This is a genomic window from Paracoccus sp. SM22M-07 (genome assembly GCF_001887735.1).
Lineage (GTDB): Bacteria > Pseudomonadota > Alphaproteobacteria > Rhodobacterales > Rhodobacteraceae > Paracoccus.
On the sequence record NZ_JPKW01000001.1, the window covers coordinates 158,721 to 181,676 of the forward strand.

Annotated in this window: 31 protein-coding genes and 1 other RNA gene; 10 read left to right on the forward strand and 22 right to left on the reverse strand. The window is 62.4% G+C overall.

The features are described from left to right. Position 1: 1 nt before the first annotated feature. Complete coding sequence (locus tag IE00_RS00795; RefSeq protein ID WP_072295159.1) at positions 2 to 2,290, reverse strand: putative monovalent cation/H+ antiporter subunit A; 2,289 nt, start codon at positions 2,288 to 2,290, stop codon at positions 2 to 4. A gap of 248 nt (positions 2,291 to 2,538) precedes the next feature. Between IE00_RS00795 and IE00_RS00800 the strand changes: the two genes are divergently transcribed. From IE00_RS00800 to gndA, 3 genes are all read left to right on the forward strand, one after another. Further along, the gene (locus IE00_RS00800) at positions 2,539 to 3,084 is read left to right on the forward strand and encodes a biotin transporter BioY (RefSeq protein ID WP_072295160.1); all 546 of its coding nucleotides are present in this window, start codon (positions 2,539 to 2,541) and stop codon (positions 3,082 to 3,084) included. Between the two features lie 165 nt (positions 3,085 to 3,249). Continuing rightward, a complete protein-coding gene (locus IE00_RS00805; protein ID WP_072295161.1) occupies positions 3,250 to 3,699 on the forward strand; it encodes a PaaI family thioesterase in 450 nt (149 codons plus the stop codon). Between the two features lie 61 nt (positions 3,700 to 3,760). Continuing rightward, on the forward strand, positions 3,761 to 5,161 hold the full coding sequence (gene gndA, locus IE00_RS00810) for an NADP-dependent phosphogluconate dehydrogenase (RefSeq protein WP_072295162.1): 1,401 nt from the start codon (positions 3,761 to 3,763) through the stop codon (positions 5,159 to 5,161). Between the two features lie 16 nt (positions 5,162 to 5,177). Here the strand turns inward: gndA and IE00_RS00815 are convergent, their stop codons facing one another. Beyond that, complete coding sequence (locus IE00_RS00815) at positions 5,178 to 5,681, reverse strand: MarR family winged helix-turn-helix transcriptional regulator (RefSeq protein WP_072295618.1); 504 nt, start codon at positions 5,679 to 5,681, stop codon at positions 5,178 to 5,180. A 228-nt stretch (positions 5,682 to 5,909) separates the two neighbouring features. Here IE00_RS00815 and ectA point away from each other — a divergent pair, with 228 nt between their 5' ends. The 5 genes from ectA (at position 5,910) to ssrA (ending at position 10,082) form a co-directional block, all read left to right on the forward strand. After that, a complete protein-coding gene (ectA, locus tag IE00_RS00820) occupies positions 5,910 to 6,446 on the forward strand; it encodes a diaminobutyrate acetyltransferase (protein WP_072295163.1) in 537 nt (178 codons plus the stop codon). Positions 6,447 to 6,501: 55 nt separating this feature from the next. Next, a complete protein-coding gene (gene ectB, locus IE00_RS00825) occupies positions 6,502 to 7,797 on the forward strand; it encodes a diaminobutyrate--2-oxoglutarate transaminase (protein ID WP_240493758.1) in 1,296 nt (431 codons plus the stop codon). Between the two features lie 4 nt (positions 7,798 to 7,801). After that, positions 7,802 to 8,194 (forward strand): ectoine synthase, encoded by a 393-nt coding sequence (locus IE00_RS00830; RefSeq protein WP_072295164.1) that lies wholly within the window; start codon positions 7,802 to 7,804, stop codon positions 8,192 to 8,194. 3 nt (positions 8,195 to 8,197) lie between these two features. Next, positions 8,198 to 9,637, forward strand: a complete 1,440-nt coding sequence (locus IE00_RS00835) for an aspartate kinase (RefSeq protein WP_072295165.1) — start codon at positions 8,198 to 8,200, stop codon at positions 9,635 to 9,637. 88 nt (positions 9,638 to 9,725) lie between these two features. Continuing rightward, positions 9,726 to 10,082: a transfer-messenger RNA gene (gene ssrA, locus IE00_RS00840) on the forward strand. A gap of 62 nt (positions 10,083 to 10,144) precedes the next feature. On the opposite strand, the gene IE00_RS00845 is transcribed toward ssrA, so the two are convergent. The 7 genes from IE00_RS00845 to IE00_RS19430 are packed head-to-tail and all read right to left on the reverse strand — an operon-like array spanning position 10,145 to position 13,157. Continuing rightward, positions 10,145 to 11,179, reverse strand: coding sequence for a tyrosine-type recombinase/integrase (locus IE00_RS00845; RefSeq protein ID WP_170864064.1), 1,035 nt, complete (start codon positions 11,177 to 11,179; stop codon positions 10,145 to 10,147). Continuing rightward, on the reverse strand, positions 11,169 to 11,411 hold the full coding sequence (locus IE00_RS00850; RefSeq protein WP_072295166.1) for an AlpA family transcriptional regulator: 243 nt from the start codon (positions 11,409 to 11,411) through the stop codon (positions 11,169 to 11,171). The genes IE00_RS00845 and IE00_RS00850 overlap by 11 nt, the downstream gene beginning before the upstream one ends. Further along, positions 11,411 to 11,656 carry a hypothetical protein gene (locus tag IE00_RS00855; protein WP_072295167.1) on the reverse strand — a complete coding sequence of 82 codons (246 nt, stop codon included), beginning with the start codon at positions 11,654 to 11,656 and terminating at the stop codon, positions 11,411 to 11,413. The genes IE00_RS00850 and IE00_RS00855 overlap by 1 nt, the downstream gene beginning before the upstream one ends. After that, on the reverse strand, positions 11,653 to 11,886 hold the full coding sequence (locus IE00_RS00860) for a hypothetical protein (RefSeq protein ID WP_072295168.1): 234 nt from the start codon (positions 11,884 to 11,886) through the stop codon (positions 11,653 to 11,655). The genes IE00_RS00855 and IE00_RS00860 overlap by 4 nt, the downstream gene beginning before the upstream one ends. Beyond that, the gene (locus IE00_RS00865; RefSeq protein WP_072295169.1) at positions 11,883 to 12,155 is read right to left on the reverse strand and encodes a hypothetical protein; all 273 of its coding nucleotides are present in this window, start codon (positions 12,153 to 12,155) and stop codon (positions 11,883 to 11,885) included. The genes IE00_RS00860 and IE00_RS00865 overlap by 4 nt, the downstream gene beginning before the upstream one ends. Beyond that, positions 12,152 to 12,994: a phage regulatory protein/antirepressor Ant gene (locus IE00_RS00870; protein WP_170864065.1), complete on the reverse strand. Its 843-nt coding sequence runs from the start codon at positions 12,992 to 12,994 to the stop codon at positions 12,152 to 12,154. Before IE00_RS00870 ends, IE00_RS00865 begins: the two co-directional genes overlap by 4 nt. Then, on the reverse strand, positions 12,981 to 13,157 hold the full coding sequence (locus tag IE00_RS19430) for an Arc family DNA-binding protein (RefSeq protein ID WP_083553952.1): 177 nt from the start codon (positions 13,155 to 13,157) through the stop codon (positions 12,981 to 12,983). The genes IE00_RS00870 and IE00_RS19430 overlap by 14 nt, the downstream gene beginning before the upstream one ends. Positions 13,158 to 13,241: 84 nt before the next feature. On the opposite strand from IE00_RS19430, the gene IE00_RS00880 reads away from it, so the two are divergent. Together IE00_RS00880 and IE00_RS19640 are read left to right on the forward strand one after the other, a co-directional pair. Then, complete coding sequence (locus tag IE00_RS00880; protein WP_139291294.1) at positions 13,242 to 13,619, forward strand: Arc family DNA-binding protein; 378 nt, start codon at positions 13,242 to 13,244, stop codon at positions 13,617 to 13,619. A gap of 234 nt (positions 13,620 to 13,853) precedes the next feature. Then, positions 13,854 to 14,072: a hypothetical protein gene (locus IE00_RS19640; RefSeq protein ID WP_139291271.1), complete on the forward strand. Its 219-nt coding sequence runs from the start codon at positions 13,854 to 13,856 to the stop codon at positions 14,070 to 14,072. On the opposite strand, the gene IE00_RS00885 is transcribed toward IE00_RS19640, so the two are convergent. The 13 genes from IE00_RS00885 to IE00_RS00955 form a co-directional block, all read right to left on the reverse strand. After that, entirely contained in the window at positions 14,069 to 14,332 is a 264-nt protein-coding gene (locus IE00_RS00885; RefSeq protein WP_072295171.1) for a hypothetical protein, read from the reverse strand. The two genes, IE00_RS19640 and IE00_RS00885, sit on opposite strands and share 4 nt — an antisense overlap. Positions 14,333 to 15,160: 828 nt before the next feature. Further along, positions 15,161 to 15,520 carry a hypothetical protein gene (locus IE00_RS00900; RefSeq protein WP_072295174.1) on the reverse strand — a complete coding sequence of 120 codons (360 nt, stop codon included), beginning with the start codon at positions 15,518 to 15,520 and terminating at the stop codon, positions 15,161 to 15,163. Continuing rightward, positions 15,517 to 17,772 carry a tape measure protein gene (locus IE00_RS00905; RefSeq protein ID WP_072295175.1) on the reverse strand — a complete coding sequence of 752 codons (2,256 nt, stop codon included), beginning with the start codon at positions 17,770 to 17,772 and terminating at the stop codon, positions 15,517 to 15,519. The genes IE00_RS00900 and IE00_RS00905 overlap by 4 nt, the downstream gene beginning before the upstream one ends. A gap of 9 nt (positions 17,773 to 17,781) precedes the next feature. Beyond that, on the reverse strand, positions 17,782 to 19,440 hold the full coding sequence (locus tag IE00_RS00910) for a terminase large subunit (RefSeq protein WP_072295176.1): 1,659 nt from the start codon (positions 19,438 to 19,440) through the stop codon (positions 17,782 to 17,784). Between the two features lies 1 nt (position 19,441). Beyond that, a complete protein-coding gene (locus tag IE00_RS00915) occupies positions 19,442 to 19,828 on the reverse strand; it encodes a phage terminase small subunit P27 family (RefSeq protein WP_072295177.1) in 387 nt (128 codons plus the stop codon). Next, a complete protein-coding gene (locus tag IE00_RS00920) occupies positions 19,825 to 20,142 on the reverse strand; it encodes a phage head closure protein (RefSeq protein ID WP_072295178.1) in 318 nt (105 codons plus the stop codon). The genes IE00_RS00915 and IE00_RS00920 overlap by 4 nt, the downstream gene beginning before the upstream one ends. After that, positions 20,139 to 20,555 (reverse strand): DUF3168 domain-containing protein, encoded by a 417-nt coding sequence (locus tag IE00_RS00925; RefSeq protein WP_072295179.1) that lies wholly within the window; start codon positions 20,553 to 20,555, stop codon positions 20,139 to 20,141. Before IE00_RS00925 ends, IE00_RS00920 begins: the two co-directional genes overlap by 4 nt. Next, positions 20,552 to 20,980 (reverse strand): HK97 gp10 family phage protein, encoded by a 429-nt coding sequence (locus tag IE00_RS00930; protein WP_072295180.1) that lies wholly within the window; start codon positions 20,978 to 20,980, stop codon positions 20,552 to 20,554. Before IE00_RS00930 ends, IE00_RS00925 begins: the two co-directional genes overlap by 4 nt. After that, positions 20,980 to 21,291: a head-tail connector protein gene (locus IE00_RS00935; RefSeq protein ID WP_072295181.1), complete on the reverse strand. Its 312-nt coding sequence runs from the start codon at positions 21,289 to 21,291 to the stop codon at positions 20,980 to 20,982. The genes IE00_RS00930 and IE00_RS00935 overlap by 1 nt, the downstream gene beginning before the upstream one ends. Then, a complete protein-coding gene (locus tag IE00_RS00940; RefSeq protein ID WP_072295182.1) occupies positions 21,284 to 21,742 on the reverse strand; it encodes a hypothetical protein in 459 nt (152 codons plus the stop codon). Before IE00_RS00940 ends, IE00_RS00935 begins: the two co-directional genes overlap by 8 nt. Next, positions 21,742 to 22,218, reverse strand: coding sequence for a hypothetical protein (locus tag IE00_RS00945; protein WP_072295183.1), 477 nt, complete (start codon positions 22,216 to 22,218; stop codon positions 21,742 to 21,744). The genes IE00_RS00940 and IE00_RS00945 overlap by 1 nt, the downstream gene beginning before the upstream one ends. Next, complete coding sequence (locus tag IE00_RS00950; RefSeq protein WP_072295184.1) at positions 22,215 to 22,574, reverse strand: HNH endonuclease; 360 nt, start codon at positions 22,572 to 22,574, stop codon at positions 22,215 to 22,217. Before IE00_RS00950 ends, IE00_RS00945 begins: the two co-directional genes overlap by 4 nt. Continuing rightward, a complete protein-coding gene (locus tag IE00_RS00955) occupies positions 22,574 to 22,954 on the reverse strand; it encodes a hypothetical protein (protein ID WP_072295622.1) in 381 nt (126 codons plus the stop codon). The genes IE00_RS00950 and IE00_RS00955 overlap by 1 nt, the downstream gene beginning before the upstream one ends. Between the last annotated feature and the right edge of the window lie 2 nt (positions 22,955 to 22,956).

A 22,956-nucleotide genomic window follows, 5' to 3' on the forward strand; every position in this document is an offset into this window, starting at 1 on the left:
CTCAGGTCTCCCTCTCGTCTTGCGGAACGGCCTTGCGGGTGCCGCGCAGCAGCGCATAGGCGGCGATGGCCGCCATCGTCACCACGGTGATTTCGCCGAAGGTGTCCAGCGCGCGGAAATCGACCAGGATCACGTTGACGATGTTGCGGCCATGGGCCTCGGGATAGGACGCTTCCTCGAAGAAGGCGGTCAGGCGCGGATCGAAATCGCTGCCCAGGACCGAGATCATCAGGAAGGTGGTCACCAGCCCCACGCCGCCCGCGATGACGGCATGGCCGGTGCGGAAGGTCTTGGACGACCGGCGCGGCAGGTAAGGCAGGCGCAGCATGACAAGGCTGACCAGCACGACGACCAGAACCTCGACCAGCAGCTGGGTGATGGCGACGTCCGGGGCGGCGAAGATGATGAAGATCAGCGACACGCCGATGCCCACCACGCCCATCCCGGCAACGGCCGTCATCCGGCTGTGCGTCCAGACCACCAGAACCGAACCCACGGCGATCAGCGCCAGCACCGTCCACTGGACTGGATGCGCCTCGGCCTGCGCCAGGGCGAAATTGCCGTCGAAGGCGCCCTTGGCCAGATAGGTGCCCCCCACCAGCACGATGAAGGTCAGGAAGATCACCGACATATAGCGCTGCAGGCTGCCGGTCTGGATCAGGCCGGTCTGCCATGCGGCAAAGGCCTTGAAGCCGTCCAGCAGTCGGTCCCACCCCGCGTCGAAATCGATCGGATTGCGGGTTTCGAACCGGGTCAGCGCATTGCGGACCGGCACATGGACCAGATAGATCAGCAGGCCCGCCGCGAAGGTCGCCAGCGACAGGTACAGCGCCATGTTGAAGCCACCCCACAGGTGCAGGTGCAGATCCTCGTGCGGGCCATAGACGGCGCGGGCCGCGGGGCCGACGATGTACTGGCCCAGCAGGTCCGGCATCAGGCCGAAGGTCAGCGACAGCGCGCCCAGGACCAGGGGCCCCGCCAGCATCTGCCACGGGCCTTCATGCGCCTTGTGGGGCGTGTCGGCCAGCTGACCGCGGAAGGGCTTCAGCGCCACGATCCCGCCCGCCACGAACATCAGCGCGCTGGCGGCGAAGGTCATCGCCGTCACCCAGATCATGCCCTGATCCAGGCCCAGGCTGGCCTTGTACATGTATTCCTTGCCGACGAACCCGATCAGCGGCGGGATGCCCGCCATGCTGAGCGCGGCCAGCGCCGCCGCCAGCGCGGTCAACGGCATCGCGCGGCCCAGTCCCCGCAGTACCGTCGCATCGCGCGTGCCGGTCGCATGGTCCACGATGCCGATCATCAGGAACAGCGCAGCCTTGTAGAGCGAGTGCACCACCAGGAACAGCATCGCCGCCGAGATCGCGTAATGCGTGCCCGCGCCGATGAACATGGTCAGCGTGCCCAGCGCCATCAGCGTGGTATAGGCCAGCACCTGCTTGATGTCCGTCTGGCGCAGCGCCATGACCGAGGCGAAGACCGCCGTCACGCCGCCAAAGATGGTCAGCACCCAGAACCAGACATCGGTGCCGCCGAGCGCGGGATTCATCCGCGCCATCAGGAAGACGCCCGCCTTCACCATGGTGGCGCTGTGCAGATAGGCCGAAACCGGCGTCGGCGCGGCCATGGCATTGGGCAGCCAGAATTGGAACGGCACCTGCGCCGATTTGGTGAAGGCCCCCGCCAGGAACATCAGCAGGATCGCCAGATACCAGGGGTGGGCGCGGATCATGTCGCCTTGGGGCAGGATTTCCGACAGCTCATAGCTGCCGGCGATGTTGCCCAGAACGATGATGCCCGCCAGCAGGATCAGCCCCCCTGCCCCGGTGACCAGCAGCGCCTGCAGCGCCGAACGCCGCGACGCCGCCTTGTCGGCATTGAACCCGATCAGCAGGTAGGAGGAGATCGTCGTGACCTCCCAGAAGACGAAGACCGAGATCAGGTTGTCGGCCAGCACCAGGCCCAGCATCCCCACCATGAAGATCAGCAGATAGCTGACAAAGCGCGGATAATGCGGGTGATCGCCCAGATAGCGCGACGAATACAGCGTCACCGCCGTCCCGATCCCGGTGATCAGCAGCGCGAAGGTCATGCTGAGGCCGTCCAGAATCACCGACAGCCGGATGCCCAGCGACGGCACCCAGTCGATGCCCCGCATGACCGGTGCCTCGGCGATCTGCGGCAGCAGACCTGCGAAATAGATGAAGAGTGCCGCCGGGAACAGGATCGAGATCCAGCCGGCAGGTCCGCCCATGAAGCGGGGCACCTTGATATAGTCGTCAGCCATGTCTCGAACCTCTGTCGCGGCATGCGTTTGGCGCAGGGTCTAGCACCCTTTCCGGGGGGAAAACAGACGCCCGCGGACGCTAATCGTCGCACAATTCACGAAAATGACATGCGGGCGGGCGGGGTCGGGGATGAAATGCGCCGATGCCGGCAGGGCCGGTCTTGCCGCAGGGCAGGCTTGGTTTCAGTATGGCGCGCAAGCGCGACGGCCCGCCCATCGCGATTCGACAGACAGGAAAAGGATATCCCATGCAGCACGCCAAGACGCTTATCGACACCCGGAACCCGGCCATGCAGATCGGCCTGACCCTGGCGGCGGCGGCGCTGATCGCCCTGGGTGCCAAGGTGCAGGTCCCCTTCTGGCCGGTTCCGATGACCCTTCAGACGCTGGCGGTGCTGGTCATCGCGGCGGGGCTTGGCCCGCGCCTTGGCCTGGCGGCGATGGGGGCCTATATGGCGGCGGGCATCGCGGGGCTGCCGGTCTTTGCCGGATCGCCCGAACGCGGCCTGGGGCTGGCCTATCTGGCGGGCCCGACCACCGGCTTTCTGATCGGCATGGCGCTGGCCATGGTCGTGACCGGCGCACTGGCACGCGGTCGCGGCCTGGGGATGCAGGCCCTGGCGCTGATCGCGGGCACGATCGCCATCTATGTGCCCGGCCTGATCTGGCTGTCGGGCTTCGTGCCTTCGGACCGGCTGCTGGCGGTGGGCGTCGCCCCCTTCATCCTGGGCGACATGGTCAAGATCGTCCTGGGCACGATGGTGCTGCAGGCGGGGCTGCGCCTGCGCGGCTGAGGCCCACGCGACTGTCCGCAAAGACCGCGAACGGGGCCGTCATCGGCCCCGTTTTGCCATTCCGACCCTGCGTCATCCGGCGCATGGCGGGTTTGCACGGGGTATCGCAACAAGGGGGCGCCGTGCAGATTGGGCGCACCTGTTCCCAGACAAAGGCGCGCCCGCATGTCCGACCATGAACCGCTGCATTCCGACATCATCCGCCGGGTCGAGGAGAGCTTTGCCGCCCAGGGCCTGATGCGACATCTTGGCGTCGAGATCGCCTGCATCCGCCACGGAGAGGTGACGCTGCGCCTGCCCTTCCGGCCGGAACTGACCCAGCATCACGGCTTTTTCCACGCGGGCGCGACCTCGGCCCTGGCCGATACGGCGGGCGGCTTTGCCGGATATACTCAGTTTCCCCAAGGCAGCACTGTCCTGACCACGGAATTTAAGCTGAACCTGCTGGCACCGGCCAGGGGCGACTGGCTGCTGGCGGTGGGGCGCGTGATCAAGGCCGGGCGGACGCTGACCATCTGTCAGCTGGACGTGCATGCCCATCAGGGCGACGCGCGCACCCATGTGGCCACGGGGCTTCAGACGCTGATCTGCCTGCCCGCGGGCGGCCCCTCGTGACACCACCCCGCGCTTGGCGTAGACAGCGGCGAAATTGATGTGAACCGCGAAGGGTGGATAGATGGCACAGGCTAATATCGGGTTGATCGGATTGGGAACCATGGGGGCGGCGCTGGCGCTGAACATCGCCGAAAAGGGCTTTCCCATCGCCGTCTGGAACCGCACGACCGAGGTGACGCGCAAGTTTCACGCAACTGCGGGCGATCTGGCCGACAGCGTCATCCCGACCGAGAGACTGGCCGATTTCGTGGCCGCCATCACCCCGCCCCGCGCGATCATCCTGATGGTGCCCGCAGGCCCCGCCGTCGATGCCCAGCTGGAGGCGCTGACCCCGCTGCTGGATGCCGAGGACCTGGTGATCGACGCGGGCAATGCCGATTTCCACGACACGAACCGCCGCAGCGACGCGGGCCTGCCCTTCCATTTCCTAGGCATGGGCGTTTCGGGCGGCGAAGAAGGCGCCCGTCACGGTCCGGCCATCATGGGCGGCGGCGATGCGGCCGATTGGGACCGCGTGTCGCATGTCATGGACGCGATTTCGGCCAAGGCCGATGACGGCGAAGCCTGCGCCGCGCGCATGGGTGACGCGGGGGCGGGCCATTTCGTCAAGATGGTCCATAACGGCATCGAATATGCCGACATGCAGATGATCGCCGAGGTCTATGGCCTGATGCGCGACGGCATGGGCATGGATGCGGGCGCCATTTCCGATGTCTTCGCCGGCTGGAACGAGGGCGTGCTGTCCAGCTATCTGATCGAGATCTCGGCCAAGGTGACCGCCGCCGCCGACAAGCATACCGGCAAGCCCATGCCCGATGTCATCCTGGACCGCGCGGGCCAGAAGGGCACCGGCCGCTGGACCGCCATCGAAGCTCAGCACCTGTCCGCCCCCATTCCCGTGATCGAGGCCGCCGTCATGGCGCGCAACGTCTCGGCCCGGCTGGATGAACGCAAGGCCGGTCAGGACCGCTTTGGCGCCGCCCCCCAGCCCTGCGACATGGACCCATCGGCGCTGGAACAGGCGCTGATCGTCGGCAAGATCATGTGCTATGCGCAGGGCTTCACGATGATTTCGGGCGCGTCCGAACGCTTCGGCTGGACGCTGGACCTGCCCGAGATCGCCAAGGTCTGGCGCGCGGGCTGCATCATCCGGTCTTCGATGCTGAACGACATGGCGGATGCGCTGGCCGAAAACCCCGATCGCAACCTGATCCTGGCGCCGTTCTTTGCCGACCTGATCGAACAGGGCGTCCCCGCCCTGCGCCAGGTCGTGTCCCAAGGGATTGCCGCCGGACATGCCCTGCCCGCGCTGGCTTCGGGGCTGATGTGGTTCGACATGATGCGCACGGCGCGCGGCACGGCCAACATGCTGCAGGCACAGCGCGACTTCTTCGGCGCCCACGGGTTCGAACGCTTGGACGATGTTCAGGACACCCACGGCCCCTGGGGCAGCAACGCCTGACGTCCTGAAACGGGGATCAGCCGCGCGGGCGGCTGATCTCGCCCAATGTCAACACGGGCGAGGCATCGATGCCCTGCGCGTTCAGCATCGCGGCCACACGCTCCAATGCCGCGACCAGCATGGATTGTTCCCAGTCCTGCATGCTTTGAAAGCCCTTGACGAAATGCTGCTGCAGCGCGTCGGGGGCATCCTGTAACGCCTGCGCGCCCCCTTCGGTCAGGATCACGTGCAGCTGCCGCCGGTCGGTCATGGACCGTTCCCGCGATGTCAGGCCCAGCTTGTTCAGCTGATCGACCAGCGCCGTGACGGTGGCCTGGCTGACGCCCATGCGGCCCGCGAGCGCCGTGGGTGTCGCACGCTGCCCCTCGGCGGCGGCAAGGATCTGCAGCACGCGCAGCTTGGCCGGCGTCAACCGCGCCGATTGCGCCAGTTCACGTTCATACTGTTCGGTGGCCCTCAGAATGCGCCGCAGCGCGATCAGGGCGTCATCCGTTCGGGGATAGGGGGCGGGCTGCGTCATGGGGTCCATCATGCCATTCGGGTGGTCGGCAGGGCAATGCCGGGTGCTTTATCAGGTAAATAATTCACTTGACGAACGGGTTTCATCACGGGCCCGTGTCGAAAAGCAGGAATAAGCCTTTAAATCTAAGTTACTTAGCTGAAAAGGCCCAAATTTTCGCGATTCTCTTGCAACCAGAGGGCAAGTTCATTAGTTAGATCACCGAAGCAACTGAGGACCTAGTCGCCCATGCCCAAAGATGTGCAAGACATAGAACGCCCCCAGCAGTTGACGCTGCGCAAGCCCGACGCAACCGATGGCGCCGCCATCTGGGAGCTGGTGCGCAGCTGCAAGCCACTGGATGAAAATTCGATGTATTGCAATCTGGTGCAGGCCGAACATTTCCGCGACACTTGCGTGCTGGCGGAAATCGACGGCGACGTGGTTGGCTGGATTTCGGGTCACATGATCCCGAACGAAGACGCCCTTTTCGTCTGGCAGGTCGCAGTTGGCAAGAAAGCACGCGGTCTGGGACTGGGACGCAAGATGCTGACGCATCTGATCAACCGCGACGAATGCGCGGATGCCACCCGGATCAACACCACGATCACGCTGGACAATGACGCATCCTGGGGCCTGTTCCGCAGCTTTGCCCGCCACGCTGGCGGCAAGCTGAGCGATGACCCCCACTTCATGCGCCACCGGCATTTCGGCGGCCGCCACGCGACCGAGCACATGGTGACCATCACCCTGCCCTCGGATGACGCGCAGGCCAAGGCCGCCTGAGATCATTCAGATATCTAAGCAATTCAGAACGCATCTTGATGCGAAAGGATACCCTATGTCCAACGACATGATGACGACTGAGACCGACAAGACCATCTTCACCCGCCGCGAAAGCGAAGCGCGATCCTATTGCCGGGGCATTCCGAATGTCTTCACCTCGGCCAGCGGGTCGATCATGCGCGCCGAGGACGGCACCGAATATATCGACTTTCTGGCCGGCTGTTCGTCGCTGAACTATGGCCATAACGACCCGGACATGAAGGCCGCGCTGGTGGATCACATCACCAATGACGGCATCGCGCATGGCCTGGACCTGCACACGACCACCAAGGCGGACTTCCTTGGTGCTTTCGAAAAGCACATCTTGAAGCCGCGCGGCATGGATCATCGCGTGATGTTCATGGGCCCGACCGGCGCGAATGCCGTCGAAGCCGCCATGAAGATCGCCCGCAAATCGACGGGCCGCACCAACATCATCGCTTTCACCAACGGCTTTCATGGCGTGACCATGGGCGCCTTGGCCGCGACCGGCAACGGTTATCACCGCGGCGGCGCCGGCATGGATTCCAGCGGCGTGACGCGCATGCCCTATGACGACTATGCCGATGGCGTGGACAGCGCGGCCCTGCTGGACCAGATGCTGTCGGACGCTTCGGGCGGGATCGACGCACCGGCGGCGATCATGCTGGAGACGATCCAGGGCGAAGGCGGCCTGAACGCCGCATCGACCGAATTCGTCCAGAAACTGGCCGATATCGCCAAGCGCCATGGCGCCCTGCTGATCCTGGACGATATCCAGGCCGGTTGTGGCCGCAGTGGCAAGTTCTTCTCGTTCGAGGATATGGGTGTCGTGCCGGACCTGGTGCCGATGGCCAAGTCGATCTCGGGCTTTGGCCTGCCTTTGGCGATGGTTCTGGTGCGTCCGGAACATGACATCTTCGGGCCTGCCGAACATAACGGCACCTTCCGGGGCAACACCCATGCCTTCGTGACGGCCCGCGTCGCCATCGAGAAGTTCTGGTCCGACAAGGCCTTCGAGGCCGAGCTGGCCGAAAAGGCCGCGCTGATCGAGACCCGCCTGTCCCAGCTGGCCGACATGGTTCCCGGCGCCTATCTGAAGGGCCGCGGCCTGATGCGTGGCGTCGATGTGGGCACCGGCGAACTGGCCGCCGCCATCTGTGCGCGCGCCTTTGAAAAGGGCCTGATCATCGAAACTTCGGGGAACGAGGATCAGGTGGTCAAGGTGCTGGCCGCGCTGACCACGCCCACCGAAGTTTTCAACAAGGGCTTCGACATCCTGCTGGATGCAGCCCGCGACGTCCTTTCCACGACCAAGATTGCAGCGGAGTAACATCATGATTGTACGCGATTTCAACAAGCTCAAAGACACCGACCGTTCGGTTTCGGACGCCCAGTGGAATTCGGTCCGCATGCTGCTGGCCGATGACGGGATGGGGTTTTCCTTCCACATCACCACGCTGCACGCGGGGTCGGAACACCAGTTCCACTACAAGCATCATTTCGAAAGTGTGTTCTGCATGCAGGGCAAGGGCTCGATCACCGATCTCGGCACTGGCGAAACGCATGAGATCATGCCCGGCGTGATGTACGCGCTGAACCTGCACGACAAGCACATCCTGCGCGCGGAAGAGACGCTGGTCATGGCCTGCTGCTTCAACCCGCCCGTGACCGGGACCGAAGTCCACCGCGAAGACGGCAGCTATGCTCCTGCCGAAGAAACGGCGTAAGTCATGGCAGACCCGAACAACACTCACACCGTCGAAAAGATCGGTGGCACGTCGATGTCGCGGGTCCATGAATTGCGCGACACCCTGCTGATCGGGGACCGCACGGGGACCGACCTTTACGGTCGGATCTTCGTGGTCTCGGCCTTTGGCGGCATCACCAACCTGCTGCTGGAGCACAAGAAGTCGGGCAAGCCCGGCGTCTATGCGGCCTTCGCCAATGGCGATGGCGACCATGGCTGGCTGGAAGCGCTGGACCGCGTGGCCGATGCCATGATCGAGGCGCATCGCACGATCCTGGTCCATCCCGGCGATCTGGAACGCGCCGACGCCTTTGTGCGCGACCGCGTTTTGGGCGCCCGCAACTGCCTGATCGACCTGCAGCGCCTGTGCTCCTATGGTCATTTCCGCCTGTCCGAACACATGCTGCAGACCCGCGAACTGCTGTCGGGCCTGGGCGAGGCGCATTCCGCCTTTGTCACCACGCTGATGATCCAGCGGGCTGGCGTTCAGGCGCGTTTCGTCGACCTGTCGGGTTGGCGCGACGAAGGCGAAGTCAGCCTGGATGAACGCATCCTGGGGGCGATGGAAGGCGTCGATCCGCATTCCGAGATCCCGATCGTCACCGGCTATGCCCAGTGCCGCGAAGGTCTGATGCGCGAATTCGACCGTGGCTATTCCGAGGTGACCTTCTCGCGTCTGGCGGCCCTGACCGGCGCGCGCGAGGCGATCATCCACAAGGAATTCCACCTGTCTTCGGCGGATCCGAACCTTGTGGGCGCGGATGCCGTGCGCAAGCTGGGGCGCACCAATTACGACGTGGCCGACCAGCTGTCGAACCTGGGGATGGAGGCGATCCACCCCAAGGCCGCCAAGACGCTGCGCCAGTCCGGTGTTCCCCTGCGCGTGACCAACGCCTTCGAGCCGCATGACCCCGGCACGCTGATCGACGACCAGCCCGCCACCGAACCGGCGGTCGAGATCGTCACCGGTCTGGATGTCTTTGCGCTGGAACTGTTCGAACAGGACATGGTCGGGGCCAAGGGCTATGACGCCTTCATCCTCGAGGTGCTGACCCGTCACAAGGTGCGCATCGTCAGCAAGGTGTCGAACGCCAACACGATCACGCATTACGTCGACAGCAGCCTCAAGGTGCTGCGCCGGGTCGAAAAGGACCTGACGGAACGCTATCCTTCGGCGGATGTGTCATCGCGCGCGGTGGCCATGGCTTCGGCGGTCGGGCGCGATCTGAACGGCCTGGCGGTTCTCAGCCGCGGCCTGAACGCGCTGGCCGCGGCCGATCTGGAGGCGATCGGCGCGACCCAGGGCCCCCGCCCCGTGGATGTGCAGTTCATCGTCGAACGCGACGCGCTGGCCGGCGTCATCAAGGCGCTGCACCGCGCCCTGGTCGAAGATCAGGCCCAACCCGCCCAGAAGGCTGCCTGACCGCGATACCATCACCGAACCGAAAAGGGGCGATCCGCAAGGGTTGCCCCTTTTTCATGGCCGCATGGGCCGGATGCGGGGTCTTCGCCCCCTTGCAGCGCAGGCGCCCCCGTCCTATATCGGTCCTGTCCGGAGCAATTCGGACTATGGACATAAACGCGCTCGTAATAAGCGGATCGGACCCGGGGGCGGTACCCGGCGGCTCCACCAAGACACCCTTCATTGGGGGCGAATGGGGCCGAAACAGGATCGACGAACGTCTAAAGGGGTTATGCTTTGTCTCGGTGAGCTACTACCGTTATCGGTGCAAAACGTACAGTTGCCAATGACAACCGTGCTCCGGTCGCTCTGGCTGCGTAAGCAGTCCGAAAGATCGAAACCTAAGCCCTTGCGCCTAGCAGCGTAAGGCGGGGCCCGCAGGAGCCTGGCAACAGAATCCTGCACCTCATTCCCCACTCCTTAACGTGTTGTTTTCGCTCATTGTCTGGTTTCCAGTTTTGCAGCGTTTTACAGTTTGCGTTCACGGTATTCCCTGAGCACGGCTTTTGCCGCCGCTTTGCGGTCCTGATGGCGGCTGTATCGTTCGACCATTTCCACTGACATTCCGATGGTTGCGCTGATCTGTAGGGCGCTCATTCCGTCCTGTCGCAGCCTGATGACCGCATTGGCGCGTAGGCCGTGCCAGACGGCATCTTTCAACTCCGGGTGGTCGTCCCGCGCCGCGTTGAAGACTTTCCAGAGTTGGTTCGTGGTGACGGTTTTTCCGGCGTTCTTGCCTTGGTCTTGCAGCAGGAACGGACCAGGGCGCTTTTCCCACGTCGCCATTTCCCGTTCGAGTTCGGGAAAGATCGGACAGACAGGCTGCACGCCCGTTTTCTTTTGGCGCAGACTGATCGTGTCACCGTCCACATCGGTCCAGCCCAGCCGGATGATGTCGCTAGCCCTCTGCCCCGTATAGCGGGCTAGGAAGAACGCACGGCGCAGCATCCCCGTCAGGTTCTGCTCTGCCCATGCCAGCTGCTCAGCGTTCCAAGGCTTGTGACCACTGTTCGACTTGAACGTGCTTACCCCATGCGTCGGGTCGCTGCTCAGAAGCCCACGGGGACCGCGTGCCCATGAAGTCATGCTGCGAAGGGCATAGAGGATATTGTTCGCCCGCCCCGGCTTCACAGCCCCGATCTTGTCCATCAAAGCTTCCACATCAGCAGGACGCAAATCCTCGGCTGGCAGATTGCCCCACAGGCCGCGTATGACCTCCAGATAGGTCCGGTAGTAGTTTTGCGTAGAAGGTTGCAGCTTGCGGCGCAGACCGGGCCATGCGGCGATATATGCGTCTATCAGCGCGCCTATGGTGTTGGTCGGTGCTGGTGCCCCTTGCAGCTGCTGTATGGCGGCCCAGAACTCTGGCAGACGGGGATCGTCAGGAAGTTTGAGGCGCGGCCCGGCATGTTCCGTTCCGCGCCCCATTTGGAAGTAGTAGTAATCTTTGCCACGGGATCGAACGCGATGAACGCCCCGTGGCAGACTGATGTTAGGTGGCATTGCGCAGCGCCTCCATGAACGGGCTTGCTGGCATGTTCGCACCGGATACCAGATGCGCTTCGACCTCTGCCCAGCACCACCGCACCGATCCACCAATACGGCGGGGCTTGGGCAACAGGCCGCGCGCAACATAGCTGTCCACCGTCGATTTACTAAAACACAGTTCAGCTGCCAGTTCCTCTTTCGAGGGATAGGCCGGGGGACGATCGCCATATACCGCGCGGCGCTTCATCAGGCGGCCACCTTCGCCTGACGCGTTTCCCGCTCGATCTTAATCAAGTTGTCCAACTCTGCGCGGGTGACGTCCACTTGGCTGCGCAGTGCGTCGATCACGCCGAACATGCCATCCCTCGCCATGCGTTCCGAAGCACTGCCGCCGATCGACATGCTGTCGGTCAGGCACTCCAACGCCGCCGTGAGATTTTCCACCTTGCAGAGTTCGACGCAGACGCCATCCAGGTGCTTGTTCGTGATCATGCTGCATCCTCCATGTTTTGGGCAGCGTGCCATTCGGCTTCGTGCAGGCTGCTGGTCCGCTCAGCCTCTGCTTCGATGGTGACGATCAGGGACAGGATCGCGTTTGCGTGGGGGCTGGTGCATTGCAACAGTGGCGACTCGGCGGCCAGTTCATAAAGGGCCGTAGCGAGGCCATGCAGTCGGACCATCTGCGTCGCGGTTGCCTCATGGGCGTCTAGGGGTCCGGTCATTGTGCTTCCTCCTGCGCCTTGTAGAACGCTTCCAGCACAAGGCTGCGTTCGTCTCCCAGCCAGACCCAATCGATCGACATCCCGTAGTCGGCGCAATAGCGCAGGAATGAGGTCGAGAACGTCCGGTCGCTGTCCGGACCCTCGGTCATGTCCTCGAACGGGAACAGGGGTGCGCCGGTCCATTCAGCAAACAGGGCGAAGCGTTCCCTCACGCCTGAGGGGGTGCGATCGGCAGCGTTGCGTGTGGGGATATTGTTCAGTGTCGTCACTGTGCCCGCCCTCCGATCAATTTGGCCGTGGGGGTGATCAGCTTCGCCAGGGTGGAAAGCCCCTTCGGCGTCACGCGGGCTTGAGTAACAACCTTTTCGGTCCCATCGGGACGGGTATAGGTCGCCACGCGATGCTCCATCACACCCGATGCCAGCCTGGGCGCGTAAGCCACCCAATCGTCGGACTCAACGCGCTTGAAGATCCAGCCCTTGTCGTGCAGCCAGTCGAACATGTCCTTGCGACGGATACCCAAGGTCTTGGCAGCGTCCGTGATGCACAGGCTGCCTTCGGACTCACACAGCCTGTCATGCGCCTGCACCGTCTCCTGCATGGCCTCGATCTGCTTGGCCTGCTCTTGGTTAACCTCGATCAACTGGCTGGCGATCAGAGCCAATTGGCCCGGATTGCGCACGTCGATCGCAGTCGGTGCGCCCTGCCCTTCCAACTGCTCCAACCGCTTGACTACCTTGTAACGCAGATCGGCGCGGTATCCGGTGATCAGGGTAACGGTCAGGTCCTTCGGCAGGTTGAAGCAATCATACGTGTTGCCCTTCGCCGTTTTATACGTTCCTGAAAAATCAGGAGCGTGAAGCCCAATGTCCGAAAGCATTTTGCTGATGTCGGTCATCACGTTGTCATGGCGCTTCCCGCACAGTTCTGCGATTTCGCGGCTGGACATCGTGATGGTCGAGTTGTTGCCTGACAGCACAGCGAAGTTGCTATTCGGCACGGTTTGCTCCATATTCATGGGAACGTTCCTTTCGTGAGAGTTGGGATTGTTCAGAGCCGGGTTGGTGTTGGCGCACCGCTCGGCTTTCTTGATTTCATGCTCTGGCATCGGCATCTTCGAGACCCTCCGCTTCTGTGAGAGCTTTCTTGAGATGATAAATGATCTCAGAGTTCATGGATCTGCCATTGTCCGCAGCCATTGTTTTCACTCGATTGCGCATCCCTTGGGGCATCCGTAGTCCAAAGGGCGTATCCTGCTTGCGTGCATACATGTTTCACCACTTAGCTTCCAATGGAAGTTAGCTACCATTGGTCGGTATTTCCAGTCAACAGGAAATTAGCTACCAATGGCAATCATGTCTGACGAATCAAAGTACCCTACGCGCATCGCGCCATATGGCCTCCGGATGCCGCCCGATCTTAAGGAACGGGTGGAAGCGTCCGCTAAGGCAAACAATCGCAGTATGAACGCCGAGATAGTCGCTACGCTTGAGGAAAAGTACCCTGCACCACTTAAAGGCGCTGGAAAGCTCCTTCAAGAATGGTTTGATGAAATACTGAATATTCCGGATGAAGATAAAAGATATGAGGCATTTTCTTTAACATTTAACAAGCTCATTGAAAAAGTAGAAGATCTGCATAAGCAAGGCAGTATAAATGAAGATACGCGATCAAAAATTATAGAAAAAATTGAAAAAGCTGAAACTATCAATTCAAAGCGAGAGTGGGATTAAATAATTTATGATGCCACTAAATTCTAAAATTTAGAACGGCGCGTCGCTTTTTTCGCGCCTATGGTAAGCCTACGCTGGCTAGCAAGAATCATTCTAGGGAGGCTTAAAACTTGACGACGAACGAAGTGCTTGCTCTGATCATCACCCCCGTTGGCGGCCTCGCCATCGGCGCAGTCGTCTACTGGATCGCCACCCGCCACGATCGCGGCCACCGTCATCCGGCTGAGTGAGCAGATGAAATTGATTAATACATTCCGATGCCAAGATGACGATGGCGCCATATACGAAGTCGAAGAATATGCCGAAGTACAGGACGCTAGTCACATGCAGGGTGGCGGCCAAACCATCTACGGCATGAGGGAATACCGAACCAAGGATGGCCTCGGCCTTCGCCCTCTTGGCGGTGGTCGTTTCTACTGCCAAACACTTCTGAAAAACTTGCAGACCATTTAGTTGGGTTGATACTTTTCACCCACCCGATGGCTTAATCGACCATCCTCCACATTTTGCGCCGCCTCGCGCAACACCTCGACGGTTCGATCTTCGCCCTCGTTCACGACATACTGCAATGCTGCAAACGCCAGAAGGCGGCTAAGAGCGAACCGAACCGTGACGCCTTCTTCTACCATGCTTATCAATGCCGCTTGAAGATGTGCATCCACCTTGCTGATTGTCAGGAGGTCAGGGTCGTCGGTGTGGATATTAACGGACATGGGCATCTCCTGATTTTAGCTATTGAATGACCCCTAGTCTATACTGCGGTTGAGTTGCAGATATGACTAAAAGGTGCTGAGGATGAGTGTGAACCGTCGGAAGCCCTCGCATGCGCCTCTTTTCGCAAAGCGAAGTACAGCCGCAAAACTTCTCGATATGACGCCGGCCGAGTTTCAAAGGCTTGTTGATGGCGGCCACCTTCCTGGACCTGTGCGCCATGATCGGTGGGATGTGGAACGCCTATCCGCGATCATGAGGGGCGACGGTCTCGCGGATGATGCCGAGTTCGAAACCTGACAGCTAAGTAGGAATGGTTTAGCCTAACAAATTCATGCTGAGGACAAACGATATGGCATTGAGCTTAGAGCATCGTGCGGCACGCCTGATCGCATCTCTGAATAATCACGGCGTCGAAGTAGCTGGCCTTGTGATTGCGGACGGCGAGATCCGGGTAACATTCGGAGACCCGCCGCCATCAGCAATAGACCCATACGACCTAGTTGATTTTTGTCCCGCTCCCAAAGCTAAGGCCCGCTAGGTAATTCCTCTACCTACTACGCGTGACTTCCAGAATGGCAGTTCCCTGCATTCCATGGAGCTTCGTGAACAGGTAGACCGGGCCACCCTCACTGAAAGTAAGCTTTAGGTTCTGCACCATGGCGTGTGCAACGTCGCTGTATGATGCCTCAGGAACGTCAAATGTCTTGGGGTCATGCCCTTTCACGTTATCGACCTCGGCTGTTGTGCCATTGCTGAAATATACTGTCGTCATGGTCATACCCTTCACTCAATGAAATTGATCTTATCGTCTGTGAACGATGAAAGCATCAGCCCCCGGTCAGTGCGTCAAAGAGGCTAGCCGAAAGCGGGGTGCTGGATACCATCGGCGCGGGTTGCGCATCTGGGTTGCCCTGAACAACCCGCCGCGCGGCGTCACGCATCCACACGTCATCCAAGGCCATGATGATCTCGGCATGATGCGGGGGGATCGGGTTGCGCATCATCTGCGACCATGCGGCCAGGGCTTCCCATGTGATCGGGTTGGGGCCACTGGCGTGGTAGCTGCGCGATCTGGACAGCGCCAGGAACGCGGTCAGCAGTTCAGTGCCTGCATCGGGCACCCGAACCTTCTGCCCCTGTAGGCGGCCTTCCAGCGCCGCGCATAGCTGTTGCTTCAGTCGGTTCATCGTCCGCCCCTCCGCCTGCTACCAACCGCAAGGTAGATCTTGTCCTGGGTGATCCGCTCTTGTGCAGCCGTGGCCTTTGAGGCTGCATCATTGGCCCGCTTATCGACAAAGGCCGTCAGGTTGCCGTTCTTCTGATCGACCCCAACCGTTACATGCACCGCGACCTCTTGCTGGCCGCCGCCCTGCGACCCGCTCAGCATTTGCTGCGTCTGGTTGGCGTTGAAGTATCGGGCCGGTCCCGTGGCTTCCAGTTCGGGGCCTTTCTCACCGACGATGCGATAGCCGCCCTTGTGGTCGCCCCCCGTCGCGAAGCCGGGGATCTTCGGTGTCAGCAACCCGCCCAACCCACCGGCAACCCCGCCGATGCCGGGAAGGCTGAACACGGCATTCATCATCTGTACCTTGGCAATCTCCAGCAGCAGCTGCGCGACGGCATCCTTGGCCGACGTGGACCCGTCGATGACGGACCCGAACATATCTTCCAGCGCCCTGTGCCCGCGTTCGGACTGCTCCTTGATCTGCTCCATCTTCTGGGCCGCGCTCTCGGCGTTAAGCCCTGCCGTCATGTAGGCTTCGGCCAGCTTGTCGATCTCGGCTTCCAGCGCCGGGGTGATCTCCTTGCCCGCCTCCTGTGCCGCGGTCAGCAGCTCGGCCTTCTTCTGTGCGAACTCCAGAGCGTCCCCGTATTCACGCCCGGACGCTGCAACAGCTGTGAGGACCACAGCCTCGGCCTCCAGCGCCGCGATCCTGGCCCGCGTGTCCTCGACCTCCTTGGCAAAGTCATCCTGCTTGGGTTTTGCTTTGCTGCCGCCACCGCCACGCCTCGCACGGCCTCCGCCGCCGCCTGTGCTTGGCGTGCCGCCCGGTGGATGATCTGCAATGCTGACAGGCTCTGTCGGGACCGGCATCGGGGGCCGGGTGTATTCGGTGATCGGCGTGCCCGTTTCGGTGTTGTTGATGACCGCTGTGCCGTCCGGGCGCAGGCCCTCCACGTATCGGGGCAGGTTTGCAGCCGTCGCGCGCACCGCGTCCAGTTCAGCGCGGACCTCGCGCAGGCGGGCGATGGCCTCTGTGTTGTCGAAGCCCAGGGCCGTGTTGTTCTCGATCTGCGCCTGGAGGGTGCCCACCTCCTTTTCCAAGGCGGATATCTTGCCTTCAGCTTCGCGCACTTCAGGGCTCAGGAACTGCCCGTCCTCGGCAATGCCCATCATCTCGATCAGGTCCGCGAAGACCTGGGCATCGGCCATCTGCCTGATCCAGCCAGCAGCGGCGGCCTCGGCATTGCCGAAGGCTTCCACGATGCGCTGGATCTTTCCGACGAAGGCTGCCGCGTCAAAGCTGTCCAGCCCATCCGCCAGGTCGCCAATCGTCCGGGCCAGGCCAGAAGATGCGCCCGATGTCTTGTCGAACTCACCGATCACCGTCACCAGGCTGTTGCCGATCCGCGTCATGGCTTGGCCCACGGTGGTTTGCGACGTCTCGGCCTGTTCCCGCAGTTGCACCGACCCGACCTCGAAGGCCCGGAAGAACGCCGTGCTGGAAACCTCTCCATCGACCACCAGCTTGCGAAGCTCGGCCACAGACCCACCAGCCTCCTTCAAACCGCGCGCCACGGCTTGGGCGATGGTCGGGGTGCCTTCGAGGATCGAATTGAACTCCTCAGCCCGGACCACGCCGCCGCCCAGGGCCTGACTGAGTTGCAGCAGCGAACCGCTGGCAGCCGTCGCATCAGTGCCGGCCACCTTGAGCGCGACGGCAATCCCATCCGTGAAGCTGATCAGTTCGTCGCTTGTCACGCCCAGTTCGTTCTGGGTCAGGGCCAGCTTCGAATAAAGATCCACCAGCGAACCGATCGGGGCCGAGTTGCGCTGTGCGGATTGGAACAGCCGTTCATAGACGCGGGACAGCTCCGCACCATCCAGACCAGCCACGCGCAGGGCGTTCTGCATCTGGGTCGCAGCATCCGCGATCTGGCTATAGCGCCGAACGAGTTGCGCGGCAGCGGCAGCTGACAAACCGATGCCCAAGGCTTTGCCGAAAGATCCAATGGCGCCGGTTGTCGAGGCCAGGGCCTGATTGATTCGGGATGTCGAGCGGACCATGTCGCGCTCCATCTGCCGGGTTGCCGACCGCGACCCACGCTCCAACCCTTGATAGGTCTTCGTGCCGCGCTGTTCCGCCTGGCGCATCTTGCGCTCGAAGTCCGTGATGCGCGCTTCCAGCATCACCATCAGCCGTTCATCAGCACTCATCATAGCCTCCTAGACGGTCCACATGTCATCGTTGAACCAGGGTTGATTGGTGGTCATGCCGCCCTCATTGGCAGCCGCGCGCGCCACGGCCATCGCAGCGGCCACGGCTCCGTCGATCGACAGCCATTTCTTGGGCTTGGTGAACTTCACGACATGGCCGTGGTCGTTGCGCTTCACGACGACATTGGCGAAGCAATGGCGCAGGACCGGATTGCCGCCGTGGTGGAACTCGCCCCCCAGCAGTGCCCGCTCCAGCTCCATCGCCGCAGGCATCATCAGGGACGGCACCTGCCGGAAGTCCACCGCAGGCAGACCGGCATCGAGGATCTTGGGCTGGACCTGCCGCGCCATGTGCGGGTCGAAGTTGATTTCCTGCACGTTCAGGTCTTCGCAGAGTTCGACAATCTTGCTCTCGATCTCGCCGTAGTCGATCACGCTGCCCGCCGTGGCTGTGATCAGCCCGTCTTCCATCCATTGCTGATAGGGTGCCCCGGATTGATCGGCACGGCTCGACACGCCGTCCTCGTTCTCCAGCGGGCTGTCGCTGTTCCTGTCGATGGTATCCTGAGGGCAGAAGAACCACGCCTTGACGTGATAGCCCTCGGCCACGCGCCAACAGGCCACGATCACCGACAGGTCAACCGTCGATGACAGGTCAACAGCCAGCCAGCAGGGTTCGTCGCGCAGGGTGTCCAGGTCATAGTCCCGACCGCCCGCGTCATAGATATCCATGTCCACAAGCGGTTCGGTCGATGCATCCAGCCAGATGTTCAGCTTGAGCTGCTTGAAGCTCTGCCGATCACCGACGCTGCGCTGCGACCGCTTGGCGTGACGCCGGAAGCCTGCCAGCGACGGATAGCCATGCTGCAAGCCGGGGTTCACGCGATGCCAGAGGTCTTCGGCTTCCCAATCGTCGCGCCGGTCGGCCTCAAAGAGGATCGGCAGGATTGACGGGTCATCGACCTTTCCCCGCGCCACGTTCCGGGCGTCCTCGAAGAAGTCCCAGGCCAGGCTTTCCTGACCCCGGCCAGCGGTCGAGGCCACCACCAGAAGGCTGTCATCGATCTTTTCCAGTCCGGTGGTCAGGGCTTCCCAGAGGTCGCGGCCCTTCCAGATATGGATCTCATCGGCCAGCACGAAGCCGGGGGTGCGGCCATGTTGCGGCCCGCCATCGCCTGAGATGACTTCGAGATAAGACTGTTCCTTGCGGTAGATCAGCTTCTTGGGGGCGTTGTGCGCGTCATAGATGCCCACCGCAGACACAAGGCGCTTGTCCTCGCGGATGATGCCAGCCGCCTCACGGAAGCCGATACCGGCCTGTTTGCGATCGGCAGCGGCAAAGATCGCCTCGCCACCGGGTCGCCGTTCGGGGCCGATGGTGTGCAGCAGGGCAAGGGCAGCGGCCAGTGAGGTCTTGCGGTTCCCACGGGGCAGCAGCAGCGCGACGGTGTTGACCATGCGCGTGCCGTCCTCGTGGCGGGGACCATAGATGCGGCGCACGATACGTTCCTGCCAGGGATCAAGCTGGAAGGCCCGCGCGGGCAGGATGCTCTTGGGGTGGCGCAGGCTGCGCAGGAAGCGCACGGCCCGTTCGCCGTGGCCGTAGGGGTCGGCAATCTCGCTGCCGTCATAGATCCATCCGGGGAAGGTCGATGGTGTTACAGCCATGTTACACCTCCAGCGGGTTGGCGGTGTCGTCGCTGTCGCCTTCATCGCGGATCGCGGGCCGTGACCGGCTCACGGGGGTCAGGCCAAGTTCCGCGCCAAGCTGTCGGGCCGATGCCATCGCCTTGTCCTGCACCCGGATCAGTTTCAGCATCAGGTCGGGATCAGGATCAGTCTGGATCAATGTTTCCATCTGCCGGACGCGCCCGATCGAGATGCAATAGCTCTCCAGCCCGCCAAGGTCGGCATCGGTCAGGATGCGGCGATCGGTCAGGACCGGCATCACCCGGTCCCATTCGGTGCGGGCTTCCTCGGCCAGCCATTCGGGGGCCGCGATGCTTTCGGTCAGGGCATCGGCATCCTCGCGCAGTTCCGGCTTGGTCCCCTTCATGCCGCCACCCTCACGCAGCGCAGATCCAGACCCTTGCGGCGTCCGATCGGCGTCACCTGCTGGATGTTGAATGCCTCGCCCTGCCAGATCACCCGATCGGCGTTGCTCACACCTTCGATGAACCGGACCCGGAAGACCACGGCCTGTTCGTCGCTGGCACCAAAGCCGCGCATGAACTCTTCCGTGGTGGCGTCGATGCGCTCGGCCCGGATGGTCGCCAGATGCGTCCAGGCGGTTTCAGGGGTGCCGTATTCGTTCAGCGCCCCGGTGGCGCGTTCGATGCGGATGGTTTCGGTCAGCTTGCCCGATTTCATGGCGTCACCTCCGACAGCAGGATTTCGAGAGTCACGACGCCGTGGGAATGTTCGCCCTCCGGGTCGCGCAGGAACCGCATTCCGGCCACTTGCAGATCGGTGCAGTGCAGCCCCTCAGGCAGCGCCAGACGGCCAAGGCGCAATTCCGCACGGATGGCACCGGCCAGCGCCTTGACGCGCTCCAGCGACGGCTCACGCACCCACAGGTGCAGGGTGTGATAGATGCGCCAATGCGTGCGCTTGATGCTGGTCCCTTCATCGACCGACTGGCTTTCGCCCAAGATGATCGAGGGCATCGGCGCGGGCCGCTGGTTGGTGTCGAGGATGTGGGTCGCGGGGACCAGATCGATTACCCTCTGATTACCCACCAGGCGTTCGCGGATGGCCTTTTGCACTTCCAGTTCGGGGATCATTTCGCCTCCCTGATGGCTTTGCCGATCGCCCGCTTAATGCGACTCAGAGCGCGCTTTCGGCCCAAGCGAAACCCTGGCCAGAAAAACGGATGGGCAGGCACCTCACTACCGTTGAAGCCGTTCTTGTGTCCGTATTCGACCAGATGCGGATATCGCACGTCGGTGTTTCCCACGGTGATGGAAGCACTGTTGAAAGGCATCGTCATCGACCCGCCTGGCTGACTGTAAGGCGGTGTCGCTTCGCCCGGTCCGGTAACCGCGATGCTGGCTTTGAGCTTTCCGGATTTTTCCGGGGCCATGCTTCGCTGCAAGTCTGCAATTTCCCCGGCAGACTTCATCAACGCCGGTTCAATTGCCGCGCGTGCCGCCACGGGGATCGCCCTCATGCGCTTCTGAAATTTGGACAGGCCGCCATCACTCGCCATCAGAAGGTCCAATCGCGGTGTGCGTCGATGATGTCCTGCACGCCGAACGGCAGGGGTGCGCCACGATCGGCCACGGCCTCGCGGTTCTCATACCACCACGCGGTCAGTTGCAGGATGGCTTCGCGCAACTCGGCCGGCAGGGCATCGAACGTCTCGAAGCGGTCCCGCAGGCGATAGCCCAGCAGGCGCTCGATCATGCCTTGCGCGCCGTCCAGCTTGATCTGGATCAGCATGTCGTCTTCGTCCTGGTCGGCGGTCAGTGCCAGATGCGCCTTCACGTCCTTCAGGGTCAGAATGGAGTAATCAGGCATCGGTTCGCCCTTCGATAATTGCGTTGGCCGGGTGCAGATCGGCCTGCATCCGCATCACGCTGTTGGCGGCGTCGAAGACTTCCTCGAAGCGCATGACCAAGGCCATCCAGCGGCGTTCGTTCACGCCGTCGGCAAAGAGCAGGCGGAAGGGATAGGCGGCCTCTTGGGACGCATAGGCGCGGGCAAGGATCAGCTGGCCGGGGTCGGTCATGTCCAGGCCCATGACGATCTGCATGGTGGTCGGACGCCGCGGGCCTTTCGCGGCCATGTAGCCCATCTCGTTGCAGCCCATGTAGCTGGTGTCCTGCAACTCATAGCTGCCGCCAAGAACGCCGAACGCCTCTGCCTGCCCAATCTCGACCCATGCCAGACCAGATGGTGCCCCGCCGCGCGGACTGGTTTCCGGTGCATCTGCAATGAACAGGCGCGATCCAGCGACGGGGGACAGCATCAGCCGACAGCCGCGATCTTGACCACGTTGCTGTTGACCCACAGCGTGGTGTTCAGCTTCACCACGTTGTTGGCAGCGTCGAACTGTTCGACAGCGGTGCCGACCTGCGCGACGAACATGCGCTCCGAAGGGGTGCCACCAGCTGGGGCGTCATTCAGGACCACGCGGAAGGCAAAGTCGCCTTTGGCTTTCTCGCCCGCGATCAGGGCCAGCTGGCCTTCGTCTTCGGGATCGAGGCCGCAAACGATCTCCATCGTGCCCGCGTTGCGCGTGCCCTTGATGCGCCGGGTCCGGTTTCCCGCGATGCTGTCGAAGGTGATTTCAGCCGCGGCATCACCCACGGACCCCAGACCTTCGGTTTCTCCCACCTCGACCCAGGTTTGGCTGGCAAAGTCGGTATCCGTGAAGTCGGTGGATTTGGCTGCAAGGGGGCCGCCGATGTAGAGGCGCGACCCGTTGGTGGCGTAAACGGTCATTGTGTTTGATCTTTCATCAGGCGGCGCTCAAGCCGTTGCTTTGCGCCGGAGTGACAGGGGGTGCAGAGGGCGGCCCAGTTGGTCTTGTCCCAGAACAGGCGCTGGTCGCCCCTGTGCGGGGTCTTGTGATCGACCAGGGCAGCCCGTGCGCCGCAGGCGGTGCAGTAGGGATGCAGCCGCAGGAAGGCCGCGCGGGCGTTCTGCCATTCGCGGTTGTATCCTCGCTGGCTGCTGTTGGGCCGGGTCTTGTCGAAGCGGGCCTTGCGTTCAGCCGCGCGCTTGATCTGGCAGGGGCAGCGGGCACCCGAAGGCACCACACCGCCGCAGGAACAGATGCGAGGCGCGCGGACAGGCATCAGGCAGCCGGTCGGGTCAGGGGAACGAAGACAGCGGCACCGCCAGCGATGATGCTGGTCCCGCCTGCCTTGGTCAGCGATAGGCGAACGAACCGCTTCCAGCCGCGATAGCCCAAGCGATAGGTGCTGTCGGCAGCCAAGGTTGCGGGGGCGGTGTTGTCCATCTGATCAGCGGCAACCGCCGTCCAGCCGGACGTCCCGTTGTCGCTCTCTTGCAGGGTCAGGCCGAAGTCACCCGAACCCGCGACAGCGCCGGTATTGACCAGGAAGGCCACGCCGCCCGCGCCTTTCAGGTCGATGGCAGCGCCCTGGGTGGCCGAACCCTGAACCGCAGGGGCAAGGGCGGTGATGGCCGCGATGTTGGAATACAGATCACGCATGG